This window comes from Cobetia sp. PS-4MA (assembly GCF_057670765.1).
In genome coordinates, this window is sequence record NZ_CM173107.1 from 2474259 (window position 1) to 2501149 (window position 26891).

Annotated in this window: 27 protein-coding genes; 15 read left to right on the forward strand and 12 right to left on the reverse strand. The window is 63.5% G+C overall.

Translation table 11 applies throughout. The features are described 5' to 3' along the window. Positions 1–511 precede the first annotated feature (511 nt). From AC26AR_RS10455 to AC26AR_RS10475, 5 genes are all read left to right on the forward strand, one after another. Positions 512–1681 (forward strand): TauD/TfdA family dioxygenase, encoded by a 1170-nt coding sequence (locus AC26AR_RS10455; protein ID WP_488106984.1) that lies wholly within the window; start codon positions 512–514, stop codon positions 1679–1681. Further along, positions 1681–2280, forward strand: a complete 600-nt coding sequence (locus AC26AR_RS10460) for an HD domain-containing protein (protein ID WP_077373977.1) — start codon at positions 1681–1683, stop codon at positions 2278–2280. Before AC26AR_RS10455 ends, AC26AR_RS10460 begins: the two co-directional genes overlap by 1 nt. Positions 2281–2542: 262 nt before the next feature. Continuing rightward, positions 2543–2869 (forward strand): gamma-glutamylcyclotransferase family protein, encoded by a 327-nt coding sequence (locus AC26AR_RS10465; protein WP_488106985.1) that lies wholly within the window; start codon positions 2543–2545, stop codon positions 2867–2869. A gap of 123 nt (positions 2870–2992) precedes the next feature. Next, positions 2993–3469 carry a GFA family protein gene (locus tag AC26AR_RS10470; RefSeq protein WP_077373983.1) on the forward strand — a complete coding sequence of 159 codons (477 nt, stop codon included), beginning with the start codon at positions 2993–2995 and terminating at the stop codon, positions 3467–3469. 234 nt (positions 3470–3703) lie between these two features. Further along, positions 3704–4672: a LysR substrate-binding domain-containing protein gene (locus AC26AR_RS10475; protein ID WP_141392023.1), complete on the forward strand. Its 969-nt coding sequence runs from the start codon at positions 3704–3706 to the stop codon at positions 4670–4672. 26 nt (positions 4673–4698) lie between these two features. Here the strand turns inward: AC26AR_RS10475 and AC26AR_RS10480 are convergent, their stop codons facing one another. After that, complete coding sequence (locus AC26AR_RS10480; protein WP_077373989.1) at positions 4699–5574, reverse strand: LysR family transcriptional regulator; 876 nt, start codon at positions 5572–5574, stop codon at positions 4699–4701. 221 nt (positions 5575–5795) lie between these two features. Between AC26AR_RS10480 and AC26AR_RS10485 the strand changes: the two genes are divergently transcribed. Both AC26AR_RS10485 and AC26AR_RS10490 read left to right on the forward strand, forming a co-directional pair. Then, the gene (locus AC26AR_RS10485) at positions 5796–6314 is read left to right on the forward strand and encodes a lactoylglutathione lyase family protein (RefSeq protein WP_077373992.1); all 519 of its coding nucleotides are present in this window, start codon (positions 5796–5798) and stop codon (positions 6312–6314) included. A 290-nt stretch (positions 6315–6604) separates the two neighbouring features. Beyond that, entirely contained in the window at positions 6605–7300 is a 696-nt protein-coding gene (locus tag AC26AR_RS10490; RefSeq protein WP_279856099.1) for a haloacid dehalogenase type II, read from the forward strand. Between the two features lie 149 nt (positions 7301–7449). Here the strand turns inward: AC26AR_RS10490 and AC26AR_RS10495 are convergent, their stop codons facing one another. Then, a complete protein-coding gene (locus AC26AR_RS10495) occupies positions 7450–8199 on the reverse strand; it encodes an IclR family transcriptional regulator (protein WP_488106986.1) in 750 nt (249 codons plus the stop codon). 124 nt (positions 8200–8323) lie between these two features. On the opposite strand from AC26AR_RS10495, the gene AC26AR_RS10500 reads away from it, so the two are divergent. Next, positions 8324–9862 (forward strand): MFS transporter, encoded by a 1539-nt coding sequence (locus AC26AR_RS10500; RefSeq protein WP_488106987.1) that lies wholly within the window; start codon positions 8324–8326, stop codon positions 9860–9862. 22 nt (positions 9863–9884) lie between these two features. After that, on the forward strand, positions 9885–10916 hold the full coding sequence (locus tag AC26AR_RS10505) for an HlyD family secretion protein (protein WP_084208260.1): 1032 nt from the start codon (positions 9885–9887) through the stop codon (positions 10914–10916). A gap of 144 nt (positions 10917–11060) precedes the next feature. Here the strand turns inward: AC26AR_RS10505 and AC26AR_RS10510 are convergent, their stop codons facing one another. The 3 genes from AC26AR_RS10510 to AC26AR_RS10520 form a co-directional block, all read right to left on the reverse strand. Continuing rightward, positions 11061–11438 carry a Lin0512 family protein gene (locus AC26AR_RS10510; RefSeq protein ID WP_176504033.1) on the reverse strand — a complete coding sequence of 126 codons (378 nt, stop codon included), beginning with the start codon at positions 11436–11438 and terminating at the stop codon, positions 11061–11063. Continuing rightward, positions 11435–11848 (reverse strand): Lin0512 family protein, encoded by a 414-nt coding sequence (locus AC26AR_RS10515; RefSeq protein ID WP_077374004.1) that lies wholly within the window; start codon positions 11846–11848, stop codon positions 11435–11437. The genes AC26AR_RS10510 and AC26AR_RS10515 overlap by 4 nt, the downstream gene beginning before the upstream one ends. Positions 11849–12029: 181 nt before the next feature. Further along, positions 12030–12206, reverse strand: a complete 177-nt coding sequence (locus AC26AR_RS10520) for a hypothetical protein (protein WP_157109441.1) — start codon at positions 12204–12206, stop codon at positions 12030–12032. Positions 12207–12426: 220 nt separating this feature from the next. Here AC26AR_RS10520 and yghX point away from each other — a divergent pair, with 220 nt between their 5' ends. After that, a complete protein-coding gene (gene yghX / locus AC26AR_RS10525) occupies positions 12427–13314 on the forward strand; it encodes a YghX family hydrolase (protein ID WP_141392026.1) in 888 nt (295 codons plus the stop codon). Between the two features lie 162 nt (positions 13315–13476). On the opposite strand, the gene AC26AR_RS10530 is transcribed toward yghX, so the two are convergent. Beyond that, a complete protein-coding gene (locus AC26AR_RS10530) occupies positions 13477–14568 on the reverse strand; it encodes an endonuclease/exonuclease/phosphatase family protein (RefSeq protein WP_488106988.1) in 1092 nt (363 codons plus the stop codon). A 379-nt stretch (positions 14569–14947) separates the two neighbouring features. Here AC26AR_RS10530 and thiM point away from each other — a divergent pair, with 379 nt between their 5' ends. Beyond that, on the forward strand, positions 14948–15787 hold the full coding sequence (gene thiM / locus AC26AR_RS10535; protein WP_488106989.1) for a hydroxyethylthiazole kinase: 840 nt from the start codon (positions 14948–14950) through the stop codon (positions 15785–15787). Further along, positions 15777–16400 carry a thiamine phosphate synthase gene (thiE, locus tag AC26AR_RS10540; protein ID WP_488106990.1) on the forward strand — a complete coding sequence of 208 codons (624 nt, stop codon included), beginning with the start codon at positions 15777–15779 and terminating at the stop codon, positions 16398–16400. Before thiM ends, thiE begins: the two co-directional genes overlap by 11 nt. Positions 16401–16493: 93 nt before the next feature. On the opposite strand, the gene eat is transcribed toward thiE, so the two are convergent. The 4 genes from eat to AC26AR_RS10560 form a co-directional block, all read right to left on the reverse strand. Beyond that, complete coding sequence (eat, locus tag AC26AR_RS10545) at positions 16494–17900, reverse strand: ethanolamine permease (protein WP_141392052.1); 1407 nt, start codon at positions 17898–17900, stop codon at positions 16494–16496. A 96-nt stretch (positions 17901–17996) separates the two neighbouring features. Then, positions 17997–18884, reverse strand: a complete 888-nt coding sequence (eutC, locus tag AC26AR_RS10550) for an ethanolamine ammonia-lyase subunit EutC (protein ID WP_488106991.1) — start codon at positions 18882–18884, stop codon at positions 17997–17999. Beyond that, the gene (locus AC26AR_RS10555; RefSeq protein WP_271303283.1) at positions 18881–20287 is read right to left on the reverse strand and encodes an ethanolamine ammonia-lyase subunit EutB; all 1407 of its coding nucleotides are present in this window, start codon (positions 20285–20287) and stop codon (positions 18881–18883) included. Before AC26AR_RS10555 ends, eutC begins: the two co-directional genes overlap by 4 nt. A gap of 295 nt (positions 20288–20582) precedes the next feature. Continuing rightward, on the reverse strand, positions 20583–21515 hold the full coding sequence (locus AC26AR_RS10560; RefSeq protein ID WP_488106992.1) for a MurR/RpiR family transcriptional regulator: 933 nt from the start codon (positions 21513–21515) through the stop codon (positions 20583–20585). Positions 21516–21679: 164 nt separating this feature from the next. Between AC26AR_RS10560 and AC26AR_RS10565 the strand changes: the two genes are divergently transcribed. From AC26AR_RS10565 to AC26AR_RS10575, 3 genes are all read left to right on the forward strand, one after another. Beyond that, positions 21680–23008, forward strand: coding sequence for an aspartate aminotransferase family protein (locus AC26AR_RS10565; RefSeq protein ID WP_488106993.1), 1329 nt, complete (start codon positions 21680–21682; stop codon positions 23006–23008). Between the two features lie 64 nt (positions 23009–23072). After that, complete coding sequence (locus tag AC26AR_RS10570) at positions 23073–23645, forward strand: carboxymuconolactone decarboxylase family protein (protein WP_176494387.1); 573 nt, start codon at positions 23073–23075, stop codon at positions 23643–23645. Between the two features lie 201 nt (positions 23646–23846). Further along, the gene (locus AC26AR_RS10575; protein ID WP_176494388.1) at positions 23847–25103 is read left to right on the forward strand and encodes an NAD(P)/FAD-dependent oxidoreductase; all 1257 of its coding nucleotides are present in this window, start codon (positions 23847–23849) and stop codon (positions 25101–25103) included. Positions 25104–25131: 28 nt separating this feature from the next. On the opposite strand, the gene AC26AR_RS10580 is transcribed toward AC26AR_RS10575, so the two are convergent. Together AC26AR_RS10580 and AC26AR_RS10585 are read right to left on the reverse strand one after the other, a co-directional pair. Next, a complete protein-coding gene (locus AC26AR_RS10580; protein ID WP_341542217.1) occupies positions 25132–26238 on the reverse strand; it encodes a glycosyltransferase family 4 protein in 1107 nt (368 codons plus the stop codon). A 338-nt stretch (positions 26239–26576) separates the two neighbouring features. Continuing rightward, on the reverse strand, positions 26577–26771 hold the full coding sequence (locus AC26AR_RS10585; RefSeq protein ID WP_141392035.1) for a hypothetical protein: 195 nt from the start codon (positions 26769–26771) through the stop codon (positions 26577–26579). Positions 26772–26891 lie beyond the last annotated feature (120 nt).

The window sequence follows — 26891 nt, forward strand, 5'->3', positions numbered from 1 at the left end:
CATATGACAACAAAGTGCGACTTCTCATCTATTGCTCTACAGCAAGTGACTGATTTAATTAAGCACATAAAATAAAGGGGATTATTGGAAGCGATAGGGTAATGCATGCAAAGCGATACAACGTGCGTTCTTTTTAATACGTGCCTGTTCTCTATATTTGGAGCGATACGAGTGTATGCTGTAACTATATGAGTGCGCGCTCAAGGGAGTAGCGATTTCGCTTTTCTTGATACGAATCAGCCTGTGGTACTCAGCGATACCTGGGGGTTCTGATAGAGATACGACTGTGGAGTTTGTAAACGATGCAATTATCGGACTCTAAAATACCAGATCTACAACTGTGGGTCTGGTATAAAACGTGCCTCCGGACTGACCTTCTGCAGCTGACTTCCCAGAGATTCCCCATAAGAAAAATGCATGCCCTCCGATAACACTCACCCCCTACTTAGGTCCCATGCCTCGCTCCCATAATGGCCACGATATACAACCGTGCTAATGGAGAGATGCCTGCATGTCCCTGACCAATGCCCTGTCCGACGCGCTGCCGCTGACCCTGAGCGAGTCGCCGCTGTCACTGAACCTGATCACCGCTGAAGGCCCCGAGCCGGTCAGCCCGCTGTGGCTGCGCGAGCGCACCCAGGACCCGGAGCAGCTCGATGAGGTCACCACCCAGCGTCTGTTCGATTCGCATGCCATCGACGTCAATCTCGAGTTGACCGCGGCGCGCCCGGTCGATGAGACGCACGTGGAATTCACTTTCAGTGACGGGCATTGCGAGGTGTATGACCTCACCCTGCTGGCGCATGAGCTGCAGGGCATCACACCGTTCCCCAAGGCCGAGAGCTGGGATGCGGGCATCGATCAGCAGGCGCAGCGCGTCGACTGGGAGAAGATGGGCAACAATGAGGACTTCCAGAAGGCACTGGAGGCCTATCTGCGCTTTGGCTACATCATCGTGCAGAACGTGCCGACCGATCCGGAGCGCATTCTGGAAGTGGCCGGTCACTTCGGTTACGTGAAGGACACCAACTTCGGCAGCTACTTCGAGGTGTATTCGCGCCCGACCGGCAACGATCTCGCCTATCGCAGCGTGGCACTTGGACCGCACACCGATAATCCGTATCGTGATCCGGTGCCGGGCATCCAGATGCTGCATTGCCTGGTCAACGAGACCACTGGCGGTCTATCCACGCTGGTCGACAGCCTGAATGCGCTCAAGCAGCTCAAGGCCGAGATGCCGGAAGGTTATGAACTGCTGCGCACCACCCCGGTGGGCTTCCGCTTCCTGGATGCCGGCACCGAGCTGACCACGCGTCGCTGCGTGATCCGTGAGAGCGCCGATGGTGAGCCGATCGGCGTCAACTACAGCCCGCGTCTTGATCATCTGCCGCACATGTCGCTGGAGAACACGCGCCGCTACCATCAGGCCCGCCAGCGTCTTGGACAGCTGTTCCAGGACCCGGCCAACGAGATTCGCTTCCAGCTCGAGTCCGGTGAGCTGATGATGTTCGACAACACCCGCGTGCTGCATGGCCGTACGGCGTTCGACACCAATGAGGGGCATCGTCACCTGCAGGGCTGCTACATGGACAGCGACGGCCCGCGTGAGCGCTTCGCCACGACCCTGATGCGTCAGCGTCAGCAGCAGGCACAACAAGAAAACCGTGAGGAAATGGCGTAATGGATCAGGTTTCATTCACCCAGATGAAGGACGGCACCGCAGAAGACTATGCGTTGCTCGAGCGTCTTGAGGATCAGTTCAATGAAGGGCTGGTGGAGCGCCTCAAGCTTGCCCTGCGCAAGCTCGATGATGGTCTGAGCGGCTACAAGGTCAGCCGTCTGGAGCACTCCCTGCAGTCAGCGGCACGTGCCGAAGCCGACGGTGGCGATGATGATCTCGTCGTCGCGACCCTCCTGCATGACCTGGGTGACGAGCTGGCGCCCTACAATCACTCGCAGCTGGCCGCCGCCATCATTCGCCCGTATGTGCGTGCCGAGGTCACCTGGATCATCCACCACCATGGACTGTTCCAGAAGTTCTACTACGGTCACTTCTACGGCGAAGACCGCAACGAGCGCGAGATCTACAAGGATCACCCCTGGTATCAGAAGTGTGTGGATTTCTGCGAGCGTTATGATCAGGCGGCCTTCGATCCGGACTATCCGACCCCGCCGCTGGAGCACTTCGAGCCGGCTCTGCGTCGCGTCTTCGCACGCAAGCCCTTCGATCCGGATGTGATCGGCGAAGAGCCCGCCGGCGGTTTCGACAGCCGCGTCTGAACGTGTGGATGGCGGGCGCATGAATCGCGCCTAACCTGCTCCACTCCTGTGATTGACCATTGCCCCCACTGGCCCGCCCAGTGGGGGCAATGTGGTTTGTGGGCGTTGCGTTGAGCGCACCACGCCAACAGGGGGTTGAACCTCGCCACTCAGCCTTCATCATCGTGGGGCAAGGCAAGTATCCATGAAGACTGTCCCTGATGATGCGGCAGTCTCGCTCCTTGAGACACATTCCCCCCTCCCCGACCCGACAGGCAGACACATGGAACACCTCTTCATCTATGGCCCGCTGGGGCCAGGCGGACTCAACGAACATGTCATCGCCAACATCGATGGCGAATGGCGTCCGGCCTATCTGCGCGGCCGACTCGAGAACAGCGATCAGGGTACCGAGCACAACTTCCCCGGTCTGGTGGTCGACAACACGGGGCAGGTGATACGCGGTCACGTCTTTTCCTCACCGCAGCTGCTCGAGCATTGGGACGCTCTCGATGACTTCGAGGGCCCCATCTATCAGCGTCGCGTCACCACCGTCATTCTCGACGACAATCGTGAACTCGAGGTCTATGTCTATGCGCTGGCGATGTGAGAATCTCCTGCCGGGCAGGCAGAGCTGCAAGTGACAGAGCGATCCCCCTGCCTCTGGATCGCGTCACCCTCTCGCCCCAGCCTCGCCAGCACCCTCGCCCAGGCATCACAAGGAGAATTTCTCATGCAGCTTGAAGGTTCGTGCCACTGCAAGGCCGTCACATTCCAGCTTGAGTCGCCGCATCCCTACCCGTACCAGCGCTGCTACTGCTCGATCTGTCGCAAGACGGCAGGCAGCGGCGGCCATGCGATCAACCTGGCGGGCGACGCCGGCACCCTCAAGGTGGAAGGCCGCGAGCACATCTCGATCTATCACGCGGTGATCGACGGGGTCGAAAGCCCGGCGGAACGTCATTTCTGCAAGCACTGCGGCAGTGCACTGTGGCTCTACGATGCCCGCTGGCCAGAACTGATCCACCCGCAGGCGGGGGCGATAGACACCCCGCTGCCCGTGCCACCGGAGCATGTCCACATCATGCTCGACAGCAAGGCCAACTGGGTGGAAGTCGCGCACGAGGCGCGTGATGCCCATCACGCCGAGTATCCCGACGAGAGCATCGCGGCCTGGCATGCGCGAATTGCCGAGCGCGGCACTCAGTAAGCTCAGGGACGCCCTCCAACAGGAACAGGTGCGACCCTGGTCAGGATCAGGTGCGACCTCGCGCCCTGATTCGCCGGGCTGAGCGTTGATGTCACTCGCTGCGTCGCGTATAAGTGCCGCCTATACAAGGCGGCGCTCTTGCCTGATATCCGCGGTGTACGGCGTGAAGCCTCTCGCAGGCCCGGATATTCCAGGACAGGACCGCCGTGACAGTGCATCACAGCGAGGACTCCCGTGCCGGCCCGAAAGACACGCTCCCCTGCGCCAGACGATACCGCCAGCCCTCTGGATGACCTGCCCTCCCTGCGCGGGCTGGTCGCCTTTGACGTGACGGTTCGCCTGGGCTCGATGACGGCTGCGGCCAATGAGCTGGATACCACCCAGCCCACCATCTCCCAGCGCATCCGCGCGCTGGAGGAGCACCTGGGCCATCCGCTGTTCGATCGCCAGGGCGGCAGGCTGATCCTCAACCACTACGGCGAGAGCTTCCATGCCGAACTGGCAGGCGGACTTGGCCAGGTCTGCAGCGCCGTCACGGAAGCACGTCGCAAGGTGCACAAGCCGACACCGCGCATCACCATCGCCGCGGGTGCCGGTTTCGCCCACGTCTGGCTGCGCCCGCGGCTGGAGCGGTTGGAGCAGGCCTTTCCGGAGTGTCACTTCACGCTGCTGCCGATCGATCGCGATGAAGACCCGCAGATGCAGCAGGCCGATATCGCGATCCGCTTCGGCCCGCCGCTGACGGGCGATCATCGCGATACGCTGGTGGTCGCGGAGCGCGCCTTTCCTGTCTGCTCCCCGGATTACGCGCGGCGTCATGGGCTGGAGAAGGGGCTGGATGCCGAGGCGCTGTCGCGCATCACGCTGCTGCATCTGGACATGCGCGATAGCCGCTGGCTGGACTGGGCCACCTGGTGTCGTCATGCGGGACTGCCGGTACCACGTCTCGACAAGGCCTTTCCCTTCAACAACTTCCCGCTGACGCTGAACGCCGCCGTCAACCATCAGGGGGTCGCGCTGGGCTGGAGCCACGTCATCCAGGACCTGCTCGACAACGGCTCGCTGATCGCCCTGACGCCGCATATCTCGCGTGACCGTCATGGCTATCGCATGAGCGTCCGCCATCCCAACAGCGCCGTGATCCAGCCCATCACCCGCTGGTTGATGCGCGAATTCTCAGGCCTGACATTGCCTGACGCCTGACGCCCGCCCTCCTCACTCATCAGCTCTCAGAGACCGGCCTGAAGATCGCGCTGTACCCGTCTGGCGCGCGCTGACAGCGGCCACTCCGCCCGCGTGATCCACCACAGCGTATCCACCACCTCGACATCCCCGTCTGCGGGTGCCACCACCTTGATGGCCTGAGGATTCTGGAAGGCCTCACGGGCATGGCGAGGCACGACACTGAAGCCCAGCCCGCAGGCCACCGGTTCCAGAATCAGGCTGATCTGATTGGTGGAGCCACTGCGCGGCAATGAGCGGACCCCCGGATTGCCCGGGAAACGCCGACTGAGCAGCCGTGACGCCATGTCCTGGCCATCGGGATGATCGATGAAGCCCAACGTCTCGAGATCGCGCCAGTCATGGATCTCGACACCCGCCGGCACCACCAGCTCAAGTGGCTCGCGGGTCAGCTCCGTCACGCTCAGGCGCGGGTCATCCGGCTTCTGGGTGACGATGCCCAGCTCGAAGCGATTCTCAAGCACTGACTCCACCACTTCGCGCGTGGGGGCGAAGCGATGATGGATATTGAGACCGGGTGACGCCTGCTGCAGCGCCAGCAAGCGGGGGTAAAGCGCCAGTCCGATGCTACCCGGCGTGATCAGCCGAATATCCCCGTGGCTGTCTTCATTGCCGGCCAGGCGCTGGGCCAGGCGCTGCTCAGCCGTCTCCATCTCGCGCGCGTAATCCAGCAACGCATGGCCGGCCGGTGTCAGCTCGAGCTTGCGAGGATGTCGAATCAACAGCTTGCCCAGCTGGGTTTCCAGATGTCGCACATGCTGGCTGACAGCGGCCTGGGTCAGATCGAGCTGCTCTGCGGTGCGCGTGAAATTGCCGACACTCACCAGAGTGCGGAAGGTACGTAACCACTGGGGTTGCAGCATGTCGGCTCCTCGTTGCGACAGTCATGGCACCCGGGACGTGTCTGGCCTGACAGCAGGCAGTCCTGATCGGCGACGACGCCGGTCCGCCATAACGAACTCTTATCACTATCATAACAGCTACGTAGTTTTCATTATTGCTCATGACGCCCAAGATGGCATCCAACGTCACGCAGACAGTGACTGAGCCAATTCCCTTCACGACTCCCTTCACGAGGTGAATCATGAGCAGCGAAAAGCACACACCGTATCCGCGCACCTTCTCCCACATCGGCCTGTCCGTCGGTGATGTGGAAGCCGCCGTCAAGTTCTATACCGAGGTACTGGGGTGGTACGTGGTGATGGAGCCGACCACCATCACCGAAGACGACTCCGCCATCGGCGTGATGTGCAGCGATGTCTTCGGTCCGGGTTGGGGCAGCTTCCGCATCGCCCACCTGTCCACCGGTGATCGTATCGGGGTCGAGATCTTCGAATTCCCGAACCACGAGACGCCGGAGAACAACTTCGAGTACTGGAAGACCGGCATCTTCCACTTCTGCGTTCAGGACCCGGACGTCGAAGGGCTGGCCGAACGCATCGTGGCCGCCGGCGGCAAGCAGCGCATGCCGGTACGCGAGTACTTCCCGGGCGAGAAGCCGTTCCGCATGGTCTACATGGAAGACCCGTTCGGCAACATCCTCGAGGTCTACAGCCACAGCTATGAAATGACCTATGCCGCCGGTGCCTATCAGAACGACTGATCAAGCCCCAGGCAGCGATGCACGCATGAGTCGATGACCGGCGCATGCGTGCATCGAACCAGCGCCCCTTGCCCCCTGTCATCAGGGGGGCAAGGGGCTTTTTTCGTCATGGCCAGGCCCCACCATGATCGCCTCCTGCCGATTGTTGAGCAATCATTCAAATTTGCGTAAGCTGGTAGGCAATCGATGGGCGCTACCGGGCCAGCAATGCAGGGAGATTCCTTTCACCGACATCCGCTGTACTGCCTCCCCAGGCCCACACCCCACACCCAGTCTGTCCAGGAGTGTTCATGTCCACCCCAAAGCCCGTCTCCGTTCTGGTATTCGACGTCAACGAGACCCTGCTCGACATCACCACCCTTTCACCGCTGTTCGGGCGCGTCTTCGGCGATGAAGGCGTGCTGCGTGAATGGTTCGCGCAACTGGTGCTGTATTCCCAGACCCTGACGCTTGCGCATCGCTATACCCCCTTCGGTGAGCTTGGCGTGGGTGTCCTGAAGATGGTCGCCGATATCCATCAGGTCACGCTCAAGGACAGCGATATCGATGAGCTCAAGTCGCGCATGGCCGAGATGCCGGCTCACCCCGACGTCGCACCGGCGCTCGAGCGCTTGAAGCAGGCCGGTTTCCGTCTGGTGACCCTGACCAACTCTCCCGCCGGTGCCTCACCGACACCGTTGGAAAAGGCCGGCATCAGCGAGGCCTTCGAGCAGCACTTCAGTGTCGGAGCCGTGGAACAGTTCAAGCCGGCGCCCGCGACCTACCAGCACGTGGCCGAGCAACTCGAGGTCAAGCTCGATGACATGTGCATGGTCGCCTGTCACGTCTGGGATACCATCGGCGCCCAGGCAGCCGGCATGCAGGGTGCACTCCTGACGCGTCCGCACAATGCCGTGCTGCCGGCAAGCAATGTCCCGACACCGGACCATGTGGCCGATGAGTTGATGACCCTGGCCGATCACCTGATCGCCACCCGACACGCCTGATCTCCCCCGCTGGTGAAAGCCGCATGACAGACACGCCACGGCGCCTACTCAAGGCCCGTGGCGTGTCTGATTTACCTCTTCCCCCACCTCACCTCCACCTTCCTGGTGATCTGCAGCCTTCTTCTGCCCCCTGCCTCTTGTCGATGCCTTCACTCCAGTGACCGGAACGTCTTGAGCATCTCGTCACGGGTCTGGCCGAGGGCCGTCTTGATCTCGGCATGCCGGCTGGCAATGCGCCATTCCGGGCCCAGAACCGAGATGGCGTAATGCCCCTGACTGGTCTCGAGCCCCATGGCGATGGCCGCGACCCCGCGAGTGTGCTCACCGGCGTCGTATGCGTATCCGCAGCGACGAATCTCCGCCAGCTGCTCGAGCAGCTCGGGCATGTTCGCGGTCTTGTCCGTGTAGGCCGTGAGCGCGGTTCCCAGCAAGTGCTTGACCTGCGCGTCCTGCAGGTGTGCCAGCAGGACCTTGCCACTGGACGTCGCGTGCAGAGAGAGGAAGTTGCCGGCCATCGGCGATACCCGCAGGGGCTGCGGGGACAATACGGAATGCAGTATCAGCAACTCGTTGCCGCTCAGGCTGCAGAGCACCACCGTCTCCTCGATGGTGACACTCAAGGCTTCCAGAAATGACTTGGCGTGCGTGGTGATGTCGAGCTGGCTATGCCGCGCCAGTCGCATCAAGGCAGACCCCAGCCGGATACCGCCATGCCCATGAATCTCCAGCAGATCCTCCTGCGCCAGCGCGTCCACCAGCCGTTTGACGGTGGAACGCGGCAGCTCACTGCGCTGCGCGATCTCCCCCAGACTCATGCCCCGCTCATTGCCTTCCAGGCTCTTGAGAATCGCCGCGACCCTGGCCACGACCTGTACGCCACCGCCTTCACGTGTGGTCAAGTCACATCTCCTTAACAAGCTAACTACTTGTTCAACAAAACCACTGAATGGTACAGTGTACCGCATAACGAAACACCCACCGCGATATCTTCCTGCCCTTTCCGTCAGACGCGAGAACCTGCCAGTGGCTGCTGCTCAACCCTTCAATCTACGAATCGCTCTCGGCCTCGTGGGTATCCTGCTCGCCTCGCTGATGTCCGGTGTCGGCGAGCGAGTCACTCAGACGGTGCTGACGGATGTGATCGGTCATTTCGGCTTTTCCCATGATGAAGGCAGTTGGCTGACCACCCTCTACAGCGCCGCTGAAGTCTCGATGATGCTGCTGGCCGGCTGGTTGGCCGTCACCTTCAGCCTGCGCCGCTTCGCCATCGGTGCCTGCCTGTCACTGGCAGTGTTCTCGCTTCTGGTGCCACTGGCCGACAGCTTCCCGTTGATGGCGGGGCTGCGCGTTGCCCAGGGGCTGGCATCCGGCAGCATCCTGCCGCTGCTGATGATGTCGGCGCTGCGCTTTCTGCCGTGGCACAGCAAGCTCTATGGCCTGTCGGCCTATGCGATGACGGCCACCTTCGGCCCTTATCTGTCGGCACCGCTGGCCGCGCTCTATGGCGACCTGGGCGACTGGAATCTGGTGTTCTGGGAAACCGCGCCGATGTGTCTCATCGCGGCGGCGCTGGTGTCCTGGGGACTGCCACAGGACCCGCTCAAGCTGGAGCGCCTCAAGCAGTTCGACTGGCTCGGCGCCCTGCTTGGCGTCACCGGTCTCTGTGCTCTGGTGGCCGGCATGACCCAGGGCGAGCGTCTCGACTGGGGCAACTCCCCCGTGATCATCGCCCTGCTGGGCACGGGCGGACTGGCCTTCGCTGCCTTCCTGATCCATGAATGGTTCCACCCGTTGCCGCTCTACAAGCTGCAGCTCCTGGCCCATCGCAACTTCGCCTTCGGCATTCTTACCCTGTGTACCTTCATGTTCCTGACCCTGGCCGCCGGCACCATTCCCGCCGCCTTCCTGGGCGAGGTACAGGGCTATCGCCCCATGCAGCTGTTCCCGGTGATGCTGACCATGGCTCTGCCGCAGCTCGTGCTGGCACCGCTGGTGGCGACACTGATCAATCGCAGGAACGTCGACAGCCGCTATGTGATGGCCACGGGCCTGGTGTTGATCCTGATCAGCTGCCTGCTGGGCTCGCAGCTCACCAGCGACTGGAACCGTGACAACTTCCTGCTCATCGAGGTGCTCAATACCCTGGGCCAACCGATGGTGGTCGTGCCGCTCTTGATGAATGCCACCGGCGCCATCAGTCCGCTGGACGGCCCCTTCGCCACCGCGATGGTCAACTCGCTGCGGGCGCTGTTCACGGTGGTGGCCGCCACCGTCTATGGCAGCTTCATCGTCCAGCGTGATGCCCTGCATTCGACCCGTCTGAGCGAGGCGCTGGGCCTGCAGGGCAATCAGCCCGCCGGCCTCATCCCGCTGGACGCCGCGCGCGATATCGCCACGCGCCTCTCCGAGCAGGCCGCGGTGATGAGCTACGCGGATGCCTACCTCGCCATCATTCCCTTCGTGGTGGCCCTGCTGGTGCTGGTCATGGTGTTGCCGGTGCGCGCCTACCCGCCGCAACCGGCACCTGCCGCCCGCCAGCACACCCACTCTCCTGCGACCTGAAAAGCGAGAACACGATACTGCCATGAACAAGACACGCACGACTCTGCTGCTGAGCGGACTGGCCCTGCTGCTGCTGATTCTCTATGCAGCGCTCTACTGGAAGGGTCACGATGGCCGCGAGGCCACCAACAACGCCTACGTGCGTGCCGATAGCGTGATGGTCACCCCACGGGTGGCCGGCCAGATCGACACGGTACGGGTGGAAGACAACCAGGTGGTTCACGAGGGGCAGATACTGGCCACGCTGGACGACCGTGATTACCAGGCCTCCCTGCATTCCGCCCAGGCGGATCTCGCCGCCAGTCAGGCGGCGGTAGGAGATCTGGACGCCAACATCGAACGTCAGCGCGCGGTGGTCCAGCAAGCCCTCGCCGAAGTGAAGGCGACCGAGGCGTCACTGCGTTACGCACGCAATGATGCCAAACGCTATCGCAGCCTGCGCATGACCAATGCCGCCTCCCAGCAGGACAAGGAAAAGGCCGATGAGGAACAGGGCATCTGGGAGGCACGACTCGTGCAGTATCAGGCCGCTCAGCGCTCGGCCGAGAAACAGATCGGTGTCCTGCAGGCTCAACGCGTCGAGGCCCGCGCCGAGGTCGAGCGCTCGCGCGCCACGCTTGAGCAGGCAGCGCTGAACGTCGATTACACCACCATCCGCGCCCCCAAGGATGGCATCGTCACTCAGCGCTCATTGCGTGTCGGTGCCTACGTGCAGCCGGGCTCCTCGCTGCTGGCCATCGTGCCACACAAGGAAGCCTACGTGGTCGCCAACTATCTCGAGACCCAGATGGCCGAGATGGCGCCGGGCCAGCCGGTAGAGATGACGCTGGACAGCCTGCCGGGCAAGACCTTCCATGGTCATGTCGAGAGCATCGCACCGGCCTCCAGCAACGCCTTCTCGGCAGTGGCCAGCGAGAACGCCACCGGCAACTTCACCAAGATCACCCAGCGCATGCCGGTCAAGATCGCGTTTGACCCCGATCAACCCGACTTCGACAAGGTGCGCATCGGCATGTCGGTGATCACCCACGTCACTACTCGGGACGCCTCCTGATCAAAGGGACTCGCTCCCGGACGCGACGGCCGGCTAGCCGGCAAGACAAGACGCCCCATCTGTCAGTGACAGATGGGGCGTCTTGTCTTGCGTGCCCTTGCAGACAGGCGATGCAGGCGATACGGCCTGCCTGGACACTCCGGACTATCCAGACGATGGCGGGCACAGCTGCCAGTCGTCGTGCTCGATCTCCAGCATTGCCGCGATGGCGGCCGAGGCGATGACATGGGTCTGGCCATTGGCCTCATCATGCACATTCAGCCCACCGTGCACCACCGTGACCTCGGCGCGCCCGCGTGGCAACTCGCGTGTCACGACATCCACATCCACGGCCTCCGGTGTCTGTACGCCGATGGTGACCTCGACACGCATCTGACGATGGTCGATGCCCAGGGACTGAAACAGCACGATGGAGGAATGATGCAGGGCATCCTGCACTGCGCGGCAGGCGGCCTTGGTGTAGTCCTCTCCGTAGAGGTCATTGCCGGTGCCCATCTCGAGAATGATGCGCTGCTCGCTCATGCCTGACCTCCTGACGGATGGCGGGTCTGTCGCGAAGCCTGAGGGTGCTCCGGCATGTCGGTACCGCTCGCCAGCATGTCAAACGACACGATGAGGGCGACATTGGCGATCACGCTCACCCCGCTGCCATCCGGCTTGGTCACGTCTAACCCGCCCTTGACCACCTTCACGCTGGGCTGGCCATAGGGAAAGATCCCCAGCAGGGCGTCACTGTCGACCTTGTCGGGCTGCTGCACGCCGATCTCGACCTCGATCAGCATCGCCTCCTTGGGAAAGCCGAAGGCATCCGCCACATTCAGGGAGTTGTGCCACAGGGCATCACGAATCCCGCGGGCCGCCGCCTCGGTGTAGTTCTGGCTGCGAATGGAAGTGCCCATACCGAACTGGGTCACCATGCGTGTCCTGGACATGTGGCCTCCTTGAGAAACGTCGTGCACCGCGCCATGGCGATGGCACGGAAATGAAGGCAAGTCAGAGCAATCTCTCGGCCTGCTCCGCCATCATCCGCCATCAAACATCAATTTTCCATACAATACGTTCCACTTTCATGAATATCCATCCGCAACTGGCGCGATAGGCCCGCCATCGGCGCTAGACATCCCAGCGTGGCTTGAACCAGCCAAGCACCCAGCAGACCCCGACGAGCACCACCACCGAGGCGAAATCGCCGCGAAACAGATTCACCACCGCCAGACCGGCCGACACCAACTGGGCATTGGTGAGCGCGATGCTTCTCCAGCGCAATCTCTGATACTCCGCCTCTGTCATGCTGGCCTCCACGTCAGACGTCTTGAGCACGCTTCTCAGGCGGCTCACCGCTCACCCGCCGCTTGCCTCAAGCGATTGGCCACCGCTCTGGTGAGCGTAGTACAGGAAGAATGCCGAATTCAGCCTCCCTTCGCCTATCCGACAAAAAGACTCGCGCTGACATGGTGGCGTCACCTCAGGGTTGCTATGTTCAGAATTCCCTTGATCACAGGAGTCTGACATGACCCGCCTGACCGCAAAGGATTTTGCCCCCGAGTTGCTGGAGCTGTATGACGGCTATGTGCATGGCCAGATCACCCGCCGCCAGTTTCTGGATCGCGCGGCAGCCTTTGCCGTCGCGGGCATGACGGCCACCTCGATACTGGCCAGCCTAAGCCCGAACTACGCGCTGGCCTCACAGGTCGAGTTCACCGACCCCGACATCGTGGCCGAGTACATCACCTACCCCTCTCCCGAAGGCCACGGCGAGGTGCGCGCCTATCGAGTGACACCGGCCAATGCCAGCGGGCCGTTGCCCGGCGTGGTGGTGGTGCACGAGAACCGTGGCCTGAATCCCTATATCGAGGATGTGGCGCGGCGTGTGGCCAAGGCCGGCTATGTCGCGCTGGCGCCGGATGGCCTCAGTTCGGTGGGCGGCTATCCCGGCAACGACCCCAGGGGCAAGGAGCTGCAGGCACAGGTAGACCCGGAAAAGCTGATGAACGACTTCTTTGCCGCCATCGAATACCTGATGGCCGAGAATCGCACCACCGGCAAGATCGGCATCACCGGCTTCTGCTACGGCGGGGGCGTCTCCAATGCAGCCGCCGTCGCCTACCCGGAACTGGCCTGCGCCGTGCCCTTCTACGGCCGCCAGCCACGCGCCGAGGAAGTCGCGGCCATCCAGGCCCCGCTGCTCTTGCATTACGCCGAGCATGACGAGCGCGTCAATGCCGGCTGGCCCGCCTATGAAGCCGCGCTGAAGGAACACGACAAGGTCTACGAGGCCTATCTCTACCCCGGCACCCACCACGGCTTCCACAACGACTCGACCCCACGCTATGACGAACAGGCCGCCAAGCTCGCCTGGGACAGAACCCTTGCCTGGTTCGAGAAGTATCTGAGCTGACCTCAGGCGGCACCGGGTAAACTGCCACCAGCCTCAAGACGACGACGCCAGCCATCACCTGGATTGCGTGATGGCTGGCTTCGTCATTTCCGTGTGACCGGGGCCGATGCCCCTTCAGGCTAAGGCCTGAACAGTTCAGAACAGGCCAGTTCTGAAAAAAGCTCAGCTGCACAGCAAGCCACTGGCGACGATCTCGCTGAGCGTGCCCTGGCCGATACCGCTGATACGGGTCAGCTGGCCGCTGGAACTCCATGGACGCTGACGGATGATGTCTGCGGCACGCGCCGGCCCGATATTGGGCAGCTGATCCAGCTGGTCGGCATTGGCGGTGTTGAGGTCGATGCAGGTCTGACTCGCCGAGCTGGAGGTCTTTGACGCCCTGCGGGAGGCGACCTCTGCCCCGGCTGCCTGCGGCTGACCACCCTCCAGCGGCAGCAACGCCAGTGTCTCGCCGGTCACCGACAGATAGATCGGGGCGTGGTCCGAGACATCGGCACGCGCTGTCTCATGACTGATGCCCAGATAGTCCGGGAAGCGGAACACATCGCCATTGGCCTTGGGCCATTCGCTCGGCACATACCAGATGTTGTCGTAGAGCGAGGCATAGCGGCCATCGGTCTTGGAGAGTGTCGTTGCGCCTTCGGTGATCAGCGGGCGCAGGCCGAGGGTACGCAGATCTCCCCACGCAGGCTCGGACGGTGCCATGTTGAAGTCGCCCATGATGATCGCCGGGGTGCCGGGCGAGATTTCCTTCATCAGGTCATAGATATCGGCCAGCGCGCGGATTTCCGGCGAGCGATCCGCCTTGCTGTCGCCATAGACGATGTGCACGTTGGCGGCGCTGAAGGCCCGCCCAGTGTCCTTCTCGACGAAGGTGGCGAGCAGCGGCTCGCGCGAGAACACATCCTCGGGATCGAGATAGACGGTAGCCCCGCCCTGATAGGCGATCGTCTTGTCGCGATACAGATAGGCATAACGCTCGGTATAGGTGCTGTGCCCCACCGCATGGCTGACCAGGCTGTCCCACTCGTCGCCGGTCAGGGCCTCCAGCTGCTGCTCGAGCTCGCTGACGACCTCCTCCTTCATCACCTCCTGCAGGCCGATCAGATCCATGTGGCTGGCCACCGCCGCGACCTGCTCGAGATGCTTGCCGTTGTTCCAGCCGGCATGCTTCAGATTCCAGCTGGCAATCACCGCATTCGCCTGACTGGTGGCCGCAGCGCCCAACAGCACGGGGACTGCCAGCGCCGTCACCACCCGCCTGACAATCCGCTCAAGCCGAGAGCCATCAGAGGGCTGCCGGCCGCGCGTGTTCTTGCTGATGCTACTCGTACTGCTGTTGCTAGCGATATTTGAGTGACTGCTGCTCGAATTGCTGACGCTGCCGCGATGACCTGTGCGTATCACTGCATGACCCTTGACTGATGACTCGTACACAAAAGACCGTAAGGCCCTGTATCTTATGGACTTGTCGTCAAGGTTTATAGAACCATGATGTTATTTATTACCCTTTGCGCGACTTTCGATGACTACCGGGTCAGCCACACGCTCACGACGGTCGTCGCTTGACCTTGCAGCGCAAGCTCTTACCCTCGACTCACAGCGTCTTCCCTGTCTTTCACCACGAGCTTCCATGATGACATTGCCATCCCACTCCCCCGGCAACGCGTTGCGCCGTCTGCGCCAGAGCACGCCGCTGGTGCACAACATCACCAACCATGTCGCCATGACCCCGACCGCCAATACCCTGCTGGCCATCGGGGCCTCGCCGCTGATGGCGCATGCGCAGCAGGAGATCCAGGAGATCTCCGCCATCAGTGCGGCGCTGTCGATCAATATCGGCACCCTGTCGCCCAGCTGGATCGAGGCCATGCAGCTGGCGGCGATGTGCGCCCACCGCGATGGCAAACCCTGGGTGCTGGACCCCGTCGGCATCGGCGCCTCCAGCCTGCGCCAGTACGCGTGCCGCGCGCTGCTGGAATATCGCCCCAGCGTGATACGTGCCAATGCCTCGGAGGTGCTGGCGCTGGCCGGCGAGATGAATCAGGGCCGTGGCGTGGACAGCGGCGATGACAGTGAGGATGCGCTGGAGCGCGCCAGCCGGGCCGCCGTCGCCCTGGCGCGCACGCAGAACTGCGTGGTGGCGATGACCGGCCACGTCGATGTCGTCACCGATGGCCAGCGGAAAATCACGATTCAGGGCGGCCATGCGCTGATGGGCCGCGTCACCGCCATGGGCTGCGCACTGAGCAGCGTGGTCGCCGCCTTCCTCGCCGCCTCACTCGACGGACATGACGACACCTTGCAGGCCACCGCCGCCGCGCTGGCCTGTTACGCCGAGGCCGGTGAGACGGCGGGCCAGTCAGTAGAGGGCCCAGGCAGCTTCGTGCCACGCTTCCTGGATGCCCTGTATACTCTCGACGCCGATTCCACCCTGCTTGCCTCTCGCCTGGAGCTGACCGATGTCACTTGATCTATCCCTTTACCTGGTCACCGACCCCGCGCTGTGCGCCGAGCGCGGCCTGGAAGCCACCGTGATGGCCGCCGTGCGCGGCGGCGTCAGTGTCGTGCAGCTGCGCGACAAGCACGCCAGCGACGAGGAGATGATCGCCCAGGCCATCCGCCTCAAGACGCTGCTGGACGAGTACGAGGTGCCGCTGATCATCAATGACCGCATCGAGGTCGCGCTGGCCAGTGGCGCCGATGGCCTGCACATCGGCCAGAGCGATGGCGACCCGGTCGAGGCGCGTCGCCGTCTGGGCGAGGACGCCTTGATCGGCCTGTCGGTCCAGACGCTTGAGCAGCTCAAGGCCGTCGATGTCGAGCGCATCGACTACCTCGGCCTCGGCCCGGTCTATGCCACCGCGACCAAGCCCGATCACGCCGCACCGCTGGGCACCGAAGGACTCACCCAGCTGGTGCGCTCAAGCCCGCTGCCGACGGTGGCCATCGGCGGTATCTCGCTGACCAATGCGGGAGACGTCATGAGCAGCGGCACTGACGGCCTCGCCGTGGTCTCGGCGCTGTGTTGTGCCGAAGACCCCGCCGCTGCCGCGCAGCAATTTCTGGCGCAGTATCCTTTCTGATCTGATCCTGCCCATCAGCTAGAGACGACAACGCCCGCCATGGTCAGCCATGGCGGGCGTTGTCGTCTTTGCTAAAGGGTCTGCCTGAGCGGATCAGCTGGCCGCGAGATCACTCTCGGCACTGGCCACCAGCGCGAACTCTTCCTCGGCGGTCTTCGCCACCAGCTGATGGCGGCTGAAGATGGCGTAGTAGGCGATGCCCACCACGAACAGCACCAGAGTGTAGTTGAAGGCGCGCGGGTCAAAGGCATAGACCCCGGTCAGCGCGATCAGCGACAGCACCAGCGCGATGGAGGAGGTCACGATGCCACCCGGCGTGCGATAGGGACGCGCCATCTGCGGCTGGCGCAGGCGCAGCAGGATATGGCTGGCGGCCATCAGTGCGTAGGAGACGGTCGCCCCCACCACCGCCATGCCCAGGATCAGATCGCCTTCACCGGTCAGCGAGACCAGGAAACCGAAGACGCCCGGCACCACCAGCGCCCAGGTCGGCGCCTTGCGCTTGCTGGTCAGCGACAGCGTCTTGGGCAGATAGCCGGCCCGTGACAGCGCGAACACCAGACGGCTGTAGCCGTAGATGATCGAGAAGAACGAGGCCACCAGTCCAGCCAGTGCCAGCACGTTGACCAGCGTCGCCAGCCCTTCGCTGCCGGTCGCGTTCAGCGCATCCACCAACGGCACGGCACTGCTGCCGATCGCCTCGGCACCGGCGGCACCGGCCAGCAGGAAGACGACGAGCACGGCGGTGAACATCAGAAACAGCATGGCGCCGATGATGCCACGCGGGACATCACGAGCCGGATTGCGCGATTCCTCTGCCGCCAGCGGTACCCCTTCCACGGCCAGGAACAGCCACATGCCGAAGGGCAGCGCGGCCCAGATGCCATACCAGCCATTGGGCATGAAATCGCTGGCACCCCAGGCATCCGTCGGCGCGATGTCGAACAGGCGACTGCTGTCGAAGTCACCGATCAGCGCCACCGCGGTGGCGATGATCGCGAACACCGCCAGACCACTGATCACCATCATCACCTTGAGCGCCTCGCCAACACCCGCCAGGTGAATGCCGATGAATACCAGGTAGAAGATGGCGTAGATGATCGGACCATTGATGCCCAGCAGCGACTCCACCGCGCTACCGATGAAGATGACGATGGCTGCGGGTGCCAGCGCATATTCGATCAATACCGCAAGGCCGGTGAGATAGCCGCCAGCCGGGCCCATGGCCTGGCGCGCGAAGCTGTAACCGCCGCCGGCGGCCGGTATCGCCGCTGACATTTCCGCCAGCGACAGCACCAGCGCCAGATACATGATGCCCATCAGTAGCGCCGCGATCGCGAAGCCGCCCCAGCCCGCCTCCGCGATACCGAAATTCCAGCCGGCGAAATCACCGGAGATCACATAGGAGACCCCGAGTCCCGCCAGCAGAATCCAGCCCGCCGTGCCCTTCTTCAACTGCCGTCTGGCCAGATAGTCCTGCTCGTTGGTGTCGTGATTCATGTCGTGATTCGTGTCGCGAGTCATGGTGCCGCCTAGTTTCCGTCAAGCATTGTCATTGTTGGATCGGGAGATTCCCGCTGATGCGCTGCCATCCCGTCAGGACAGCAGGAAGTTCTGGATACCGCCCCCGCTCTCCAGCGAGTTGTCACCACTTCTGTCCTTGAGCCCCACCCCGGTGAGGCCGAGCTTGCGGGCCTCGCGCAGCAGGTAATGCAGACGCTGGGCAGCCATGGCGAAGTCAAGCCCTGCCGGGCGCACGTTGGAGATGCAGTTGCGACTGGCATCACTGAGGCCGACGCGCGGCTGCCAGGTGAGATAGAGGCCGAGGCTGTCCGGAGAACTGAGACCGGGGCGCTCGCCGACCATCACCAGCACCGCCCGCGCCTTGAGCAGTTCACCGACTTCATCGCCGATCGCGACCCGTCCCTGCTCCACCACGCTGATGGGTGTCAGCGTCCAGGCATCCGGGCCATCCTCGGCAAGCGTTTCCAGCAATGCCGCGATGAAGGGCGCGGCGTTGTTCTGGACCGCCAGAGACGAGAGCCCATCGACGATCACGATGGCCAGATCCGCAGGCTCCGGTGCGAGGCTGGACAATTGCTCACACGAGGCCTCATCAAGACGCCGACCGTAGTCGGGGCGTTGCAGATAGGTGGTGCGATCCACGGCGCGACTGTGCAGGCGCTGGAGGTCCGGGGCGTTCTCGAGGGCGGGCAGCTGATTGAGATCCTCGATCAGTCGGGGAATCTCCAGCGGCAGATGGACGGCGTCCTGCGCGCGGGCATGCGCCAGCTGGAATTCCAGCGAGCGCTGGGTCGGCAGGCTGATGCCGGCGCGGCCCAGGCCGATGCGCGCATCCGTGAACTGCCCCAGCAACTGCCAGGCATTGGGCGTGACGATGGCGGGCGATTCGCTGACAGCCGTTCCCTGCTGGCCCTCGCGAGCCGCGGATGACGCATCACTGGGGGAGGAGTCGTGGCTCATGCCTCACCTCCGGACACCTGACGCAGGGAATCGGCAAAGCAGGATGGCATGTCAGCGGGCAGCTTCTGCTGGGCGACATCGGTGAAGATCTGCATCTCCTCGAGCCAGGCGGCGAATTCCGGCGCCGGGCCCAGGCCCAGCACCCGCCGGGCATAGAGAGCATCGTGGAAGGAGGTGGTCTGATAGTTGAGCATGATGTCATCGGAGCCGGGGATGCCCATGATGAAGTTGCAGCCGGCCACCCCGAGTAGCGTCAGCAGGGTATCCATGTCGTTCTGGTCGGCATCGGCATGATTGGTGTAGCAGATGTCGCAGCCCATCGGCAGGCCCAGCAGCTTGCCGCAGAAGTGGTCCTCGAGGCCGGCGCGGATGATCTCCTTGCCATTGAACAGATACTCGGGGCCGATGAAGCCGACCACGGTGTTCACCAGCAACGGCGAGTACTTGCGGGCCACCGCATAGGCGCGCGCCTCGCAGGTCTGCTGGTCCAGGCCGTGATGGGCATCGGCGGACAGCGCACTGCCCTGGCCGGTCTCGAAATACATCACGTTGTCGCCCACCGTGCCGCGCTTGAGCGACAGCGCGGCCTGCTGGGCCTCCGCCAGCACGGAAAGCTCGACGCCGAAGCTCTCGTTGGTGGCCTGGGTGCCGCCGATGGACTGGAAGACAAGATCCACCGGGGCGCCCTGCTCGATGCATTCAATGGTGTTGGTGACGTGGGTGAGCACGCAGGACTGGGTGGGGATTTCGTATTTCTGGATCACCTCATCCATCAGACGCATCAGCTTGATGCTCTGGGCCACGTTGTCGGTGGCCGGATTGATGCCGATCACGGCGTCGCCGTTGCCGTAGAGCAGGCCATCGAGAATGCTGGCAGCGATGCCGGTGACATCATCGGTGGGATGGTTGGGCTGCAGGCGCGTGGAGAGATGGCCGCTCTTGCCGATGGTATTGCGAAAGGCCGTGACCACCTCACACTTCTTCGCGACCAGAATCAGGTCCTGATTGCGCATCAGCTTGCTGACCGCCGCAGCCATTTCCGGGGTGATGCCGGCACGCACCTGCGCCAGTACCGCGGGCGTCGCGAGATCACTCAGCAGCCAGTTGCGGAAGTCGCCGACGGTGAGATGGGCAATCGGCAGGAAGGCTACCGGATCATGCTCATCGATGATCAGGCGGGTGATGTCGTCCTGTTCGTAGGGAATCAGCACGTCGTTCAGGAAGGTCTTGAGGGGCAATTCGGCCAGACACAGCTGAGCGATCACTCGCTCCTCGGCGGTTTCCGCGATCACGCCAGCAAGGCGATCTCCGGAGCGGGCGGGGGTCGCCTTGGCCATCAGCTCGGCCAGACTGGCGAAGCGATGGACCTGACTGCCCAGGGTGTAACGGTATTCGCGACTCATGGGTGATTCCTTGCACTGACAGATGTCATTTCATCTCAGTCGTTTTGCAGGAATCACGCCAATTTCTTCAGGTCCCTCTTTGGTCCTGCACATGCCTGCAGATCCCACGCTGCAAGGCGTGCCTGCATGACTGACACGCCTGCACGGCGAGAGTGAACATCACCGCGGCGACACCCTCGCACCAGATTGGCGCGCCTTCAGTCATTCGCGAACGGAGGCGAGCAGACAGATGCTGCCAATTGGTGCGCCCGCCCAGCCATGTCGCATGAGATGGGACAAGTGCATCGGCGCCAGATCAGCGACGTGCGCCTCCCAGCTCCGTGATGATCGCCTCGCGCTGCTTGAGCGAGGCCACGCCTGCCTCTCCCAGCTTGCTGGCCACCTCGCTGAGCAGGCCTTCGGCGAGAAACATGAAGGCGCTCATGCTGTTGCTGTAGAAGAGGCTGTGATTGGGCACATGGAAACTGTGGCGCGCCAGCGGCTCCAGCGGGGAGCTGGCCGAATCGGTCAACGCGATCACCACGACACCGCGTTTCACCGCGACCTCGGCGCAGGCCACCACGCTTGGGGTATAGGGGAAGCAGCTGGCCACCACCAGCACGTCGCCGGCCGCCAGCTGGGCCAGCGCATCCGCCACGCCCTGACGACTGGCATCCAGCGGCGCCACATCCGAGCGCAGCATGCCAAGTCCATAGGCCATGAACAGTGCCAAGGAATTGAACTGGCGCATGCCATGCAGGCGCACGCGCGGGGCTTCTGCCAGCAAGGTGGTCGCGGCCTCGAAGGCCGCGGCGTCCACCCTCTCCAACATGCCGAGAATATTGGCGCTTTCCTGTCGCCCCAACCGCGCCAGCTGCGCCATGGCGGTGCTATCCGCATCACGGGTCGACAGTTGCGCCGCCTGGGCGCTGTAGAAATGCTGGCCATCCGTCACGGCCTGACGGAAGACAGCCTGAAACCGGCTGAAGCCCTCATAGCCCAGGCGCTGCGCCAGACGCGAGAAGGTCGAGGCATTCACGCCGGTCATCTCCGCCAGCTGGCTGATGGAAGATACCGCCGTGCGCTGCGGCGATTCGATCAGCACGGCCAGCACGCGTCGGGAACTCGCCCCGAGGCGGATCTCCACCTCACGACGGTCGATCGCCACCAGCAGCTGCTTCAACCCTTCCAGGGTCTCCGGCGGCGAGTCAGGGGATGCGGGCCCGGGGGCTCGGGAGGATGGGGGCATGGGGTGCCTCCTTGGCAAGGGACAGGACAGATGGCGGCAACGGTAGCATCTCTGGCCGGTCGAGTCCGGAGGCACAAGCGACCATATGCAATTATTTATTGCATAACCGACAAATGCACTGCATATTTGCATTCAGTATTCGCGCGTCTTCCCACGGAGCCCCCATGAGCCACGTCTTCCATCGCAACCTCCATCAGGACTACCCCACCGCCGTGCAGGGCGATGGCCCCTACATCGTCGATCGAGAGGGTCGCCGTTATCTGGATGCCAGCGGTGGCGCTGCCGTGTCATGCCTGGGCCACAGCGACGAAGCGGTAGCTCAGGCCATCAAGGATCAGGTCAGCCGACTGGCCTACGCGCATACCTCGTTCTTCACCAGCGAGCCGATGGAGCAGCTGGCCGACTTCCTCATCGAGCGCGCCCCCGAGGGGCTCGACTCCGTCTACTTCGTCTCCGGTGGCTCGGAAGCGGTCGAGGCAGCGCTCAAGCTGGCCCGTCAGTATTTCGTCGAGATCGGCCAGCCCCAACGCAAGCATCTGATCGCGCGGCGTCAGAGCTATCACGGCAATACGCTGGGCGCGCTGGCCACTGGCGGCAACGCCTGGCGCCGCCAGCAGTTCGAGCCGCTGTTGATCAACGTCAGTCACGTCAGCCCCTGCTACGCCTATCGGGACCAGCAACCCGACGAGACGCCCGAGGCGATGGGAGTGCGTCTCGCCGCCGAGCTTGAGGCGGAAATCCTGCGGCTGGGCGGTGAGAACGTGATGGCCTTCGTGGCAGAACCCGTCGTGGGTGCCACCCTGGGGGCCGTCACGGCGGTGCCGGGCTACTTCACGCGCATCCGCGAGGTCTGTGACCGCTACGGCGTGCTGCTGATTCTCGACGAGGTGATGTGCGGCATGGGACGCACCGGCAGCCTGTTCGCCGCCGAGCAGGAAGGTGTCACGGCGGACCTGATCACCATCGCCAAGGGGCTGGGCGCCGGCTATCAACCGATCGGCGCGACCCTGGTCAGCCAGCGCATTCGTGATGCCATCGCCAATGGCTCCGGTTTCTTCCAGCACGGCCATACCTACATCGGCCATGCCACCGCCTGTGCCGCGGCGCTGGCGGTCCAGCAGACCATCGAGTCCCGCGATCTGCTCACACGTGTCAACGTCCTCGGCGAGGGACTGCAAGCACGCCTGGGCGAGCGCTTCGCGAACCATCCCCACATCGGCGACATCCGTGGTCGCGGTCTCTTCCAGGGGCTTGAGCTGGTGGCGGATCGCGACAGCAAACGCCCCTTCGACCCTTCTCTCAAGCTGCACGCACGCCTCAAGAAGGCCGCCATGGCCGAAGGCCTGATGTGCTACCCGATGGGCGGCACCCTGGATGGCCGCCAGGGCGATCACATCCTGCTGGCGCCGCCGTTCATGCTGGAAGACTCACATCTGGACGAGATCACCGACAGGCTGGGGCGTGCCATCGACACCACCCTTGCCAGCCTGTGACGGCTCAGCTGCAGGCGCATTGCCTACCCACGATCTTTGAATGGATTTGAATGGAGTGACTTTCATGGCGATCACATCGCGCCTGACCGAACTGGATGAGGCCAGCATGAGCGCAGCCCAACGCGAGGTGATCGCCGAGATTCTCAGCGGCCCGCGCGGCAACCTCGACGGCCCGTTTCTGGCCTGGGTCCACAGTCCGGAGCTTGCCAATCACGCCCAGCGCCTCGGCGCCTTCTGCCGCTACGCCACCGGCCTTGAGCTGCGCCTGAGCGAGCTGGCGATTCTCACCACGGCGGTGTGGTGGAAGTCCCAGGCGGAATGGCAGATCCACGCGCCGATCGCCGAGCAGGCCGGTCTCTCGCCGGATGTCATCACGGCACTGCGCGAGGAGCGGGAGCCTGAGTTCGACCGCGATGATGAGCGGCTGATCCATCGCGTCACCCGCGCACTCTACGCCGAGCGACGTATCGATGATGCGCTGTATGCCGAGGCCGTCGCGATGTTCGGCGAGACGGTCGTGGTCGAACTGGTTGGCATACTGGGTTACTACGCTCTGGTGGCGATGACGCTGAATGTCTTCGCCGTGCGGCGTGGCGATGACATCCCGCTGCCCTTCGAGGAGCCGAACGGCTCCTGAACCGCTCGCCGCAAGTCGCTCATCGCCTGGCGCCCATCGCCCTGGCGGACACGCTGCCGAGACGCAGGACGCCCTTGCCGAGATTTCCCCTGCGAGGCATGCTCGGGTTGTCACACTCTGCGCCCCGGCTGACTCCGGGGCGCGATGCATTGCGGCGCAAGCACCCCGACAACAACGACAAGACAACATGGTGAGCATTCGATGAGTGATAGCGAACACACGGAAGTGGCCGTGATCGGCGCGGGCGCCGTCGGTGTCGCCTGCGCCCTGTGGCTGCGGCGCAGCGGCCACGAGGTGACGATGATCGAGCGCGAGGGCATCGCCAGCGGCACCTCCTTCGGCAATGCCAGTACCCTCGCGGATTATGGCTGCCTGCCCATCGCTCGCCCCGAGATCTGGCGCAGCATGCCCTCGCTGCTGCTGTCACCTGACTCCCCCTTCGTCATCGACTGGAAGTGCCTGCCGAGGCTCTCGCCGTGGTTGATGCGCTTCATGGGTCAGTGCAACGCCACGCGCTTTCGAGCCAACAGCGAGATGCTGGCGCGTCTGCTCAGTCACACCTATGAGGACTATCAGCCGCTGCTGGACGCTGCCCCGGCGGCGGCCGGGATGATCCAGCGCAAGGGCTGTCTGTATGCCTACGGCAAGGCCGAGAACCTGCAGGCCGCACAGGGCGATATCCGGCTGCGTGACCAGCTCGGCATCCAGCAGCAGGTTCTGACAGCGGACGAGCTGATCGCGCTGGAACCCGCCATGGCAGGCCATACCGCCGGCGGCGTGCTGTTCCCCTCTTCCTGTCATCTGGATGACCCGCAGGTGTTCATCGATACCCTGGCCGCTCCGCTGCGTGAGGAGGGCCGACTCGTCACCGCCGAGGTCACCCGCCTGAGCTCTCAGGCCTCCGGCATGCTGCTGGAGTACGCCGACGGCAGACGGCTGATGGCGGACCGCGTGGTACTGGCGGCCGGGGCCTGGTCGGCACATCTCGCCCGCCAGATCGGCGACAGGATTCCGCTGGATACCGAGCGTGGCTACCACATCGAATTCGATCTCGAGCACTCGCCGCTCAACCGCCCGACCTGTCCGGTGGAGAGCGCCTTCTACATGACGCCTCTGCGAGGCGCCGAAGGGCCGCGTCTGCGAGTGGCAGGCACCGTGGAGTTGAGTTCGCTTGCGGGGCCCGCCAACCCGGCCCGCTTCGACTATCTGGAAACCCGAGTGCGCAGGGTGCTGGGACTGGATGCTCCAGTAGCCCGGCGCTGGCTGGGCTTTCGCCCCACCCTGCCGGACTCCGTGCCGGTGATCGGCCCGTCACCCAACGAGCCGCGCGTGATCCATGCCTATGGCCACCAGCATATCGGCGTGACCCTGGCGGGCGTGACCGGGCGACTTGTCAGCGAGTGTTTAGCCGAAGGCTTACCTGACTGGCTGGCACCCTGCTCCCCGGCACGTTTCTGATATTGCGCGAGGCATTCGAGGCCGAGCCTCAGGATGCCTTGTCCAGCACCCGCTCCCCGGGCAGCATGCGCGCCAGCAGCTGCTGCCACTCGTCACACAGGACGTCGGCATCGAAGCGTGCCGCGTTCTCGCGCGCCAGCAGGGACATCTGCTGGCGCCGCGGCGCGTCCTCGATCAGCAGGCAGAGCTCACGCGCCAGTGCCGCAGCATCTTCCACATCCACCAGCACGCCACTGCCGCCCTGGAGGATCTCCGCCGGGCCGGTCTCGCAGTTGGTGGAGACCACGGGAAGACCGAAGGACTGCGCCTCCAGCAACGTCATCGGCAATCCCTCCCAGCGCGAACTCATCGCGAACAGCGCCGCCCGCTGATACTCCTCTTCCACCCGGGAGGTGCGACCGACGAAGACCACGCTCTCGCTCAGTCCCAGCGTCCAGGCCTGGGCCTTGAGGGCGTTCTCATCCTCTCCCCAGCCGACGATGCGCAGTCGCCAGTCCGGATGTTGACGGGCGACCCTGGCCCAGGCCTCCAGCAGGACATCAAATCCCTTCTGCTCGGTGAGGCGGCCGACGGCCAGCACGGTGCGCGATGCCTGAGTCGGCGCATCCTCCTGGGGGATGCGCGGCACCGGATTCCAGATCGCCTGCACCTTGTCGGTGATGCCATAGCGTGCACGCCACGCCGTGGCGTCCCGCTCGGTCAGCACCACGATGGCATCCGCCAGACGCACCGCGGTCGAGCGCCCCACCGTGCGCAGGTGCGAGCCATGATGCGTGCCGAGATTGAAGTGCTCCCAGCACACCAGTCGCGAACGCACGAAAGGTGCCCATGACGCACAGAAGGCGAACAGGATGGAGTCCACCAGAATCACCGCATCCGCCTGATGGCGGCGCACCTTGGCAAGCAGACCCGAGCTGATGCCCATGAAGCGGCGCACGCCACCGCGCGCTTCCTTGAGCTTGAGCTCACTGGTCATGACAGCGTCATCGAGATGAAAGGAGGTGGTCGCGGGACCGAACAGGCTGGCGATGGTGACATCATGTCCCGCGCGTGCCAGTCCACTGGCGATCTCGCAGGTCACGCGTTCCGTACCGCCGTCACTGGAAAGATTGCCGACGATGAACAGGATCTTCATTTCTCATGCGCTCCGTGCAGGGAAATTCACGCAGGAGAGCCGTGTCCGGCAGGCGCAGCTAGGGGCGCGGTGCACCAGACATGACAATCTCCGGCGCAGAAAAAACCCGCCACCGACGAGTGTCGATGGCGGGGTCTATTTTGAAGGGCTATTTCGAGTGGACGATATCGAGTGAGCCATTTCGAAAGGCTAACTCGTAAGCCAGTTCGAGGGGCCCTGGCGAGAAGCCATGTCCGGGGGCTCTGGCGAGGGTCGATCACGCATGGCCATCGCGCTGTCTCGCCTGACAATCGCGAGCTCTGCCCACGATCGCGGTGTCACCAGACATCATGCGTCGCTCAGGAGGAGGCTCTACCGCCCGGCTTCGCCTCATGCAGAGCTGGGTGATGCTCCCTGTCGGAGACCTGGTCAATCACGCCACAGTCCTCGCAATGATAGCGAGGCGGCAGCCCGATCAGCCGCTGCCACCAGTGGCGCTTGATACGGTGCACGCTGGCACCGCCACATTGGGTGCAGAAACGATATCCACGCATGATGACTCTCTACTCCATGTATTCTCAGATATCCCGGGCACGACCCCGAGATGCTTCCATTACGTGCATGGCAACTGGCAGGACAGTCAAATGGCGCAATCGCCATCATGCGCTGCCCTC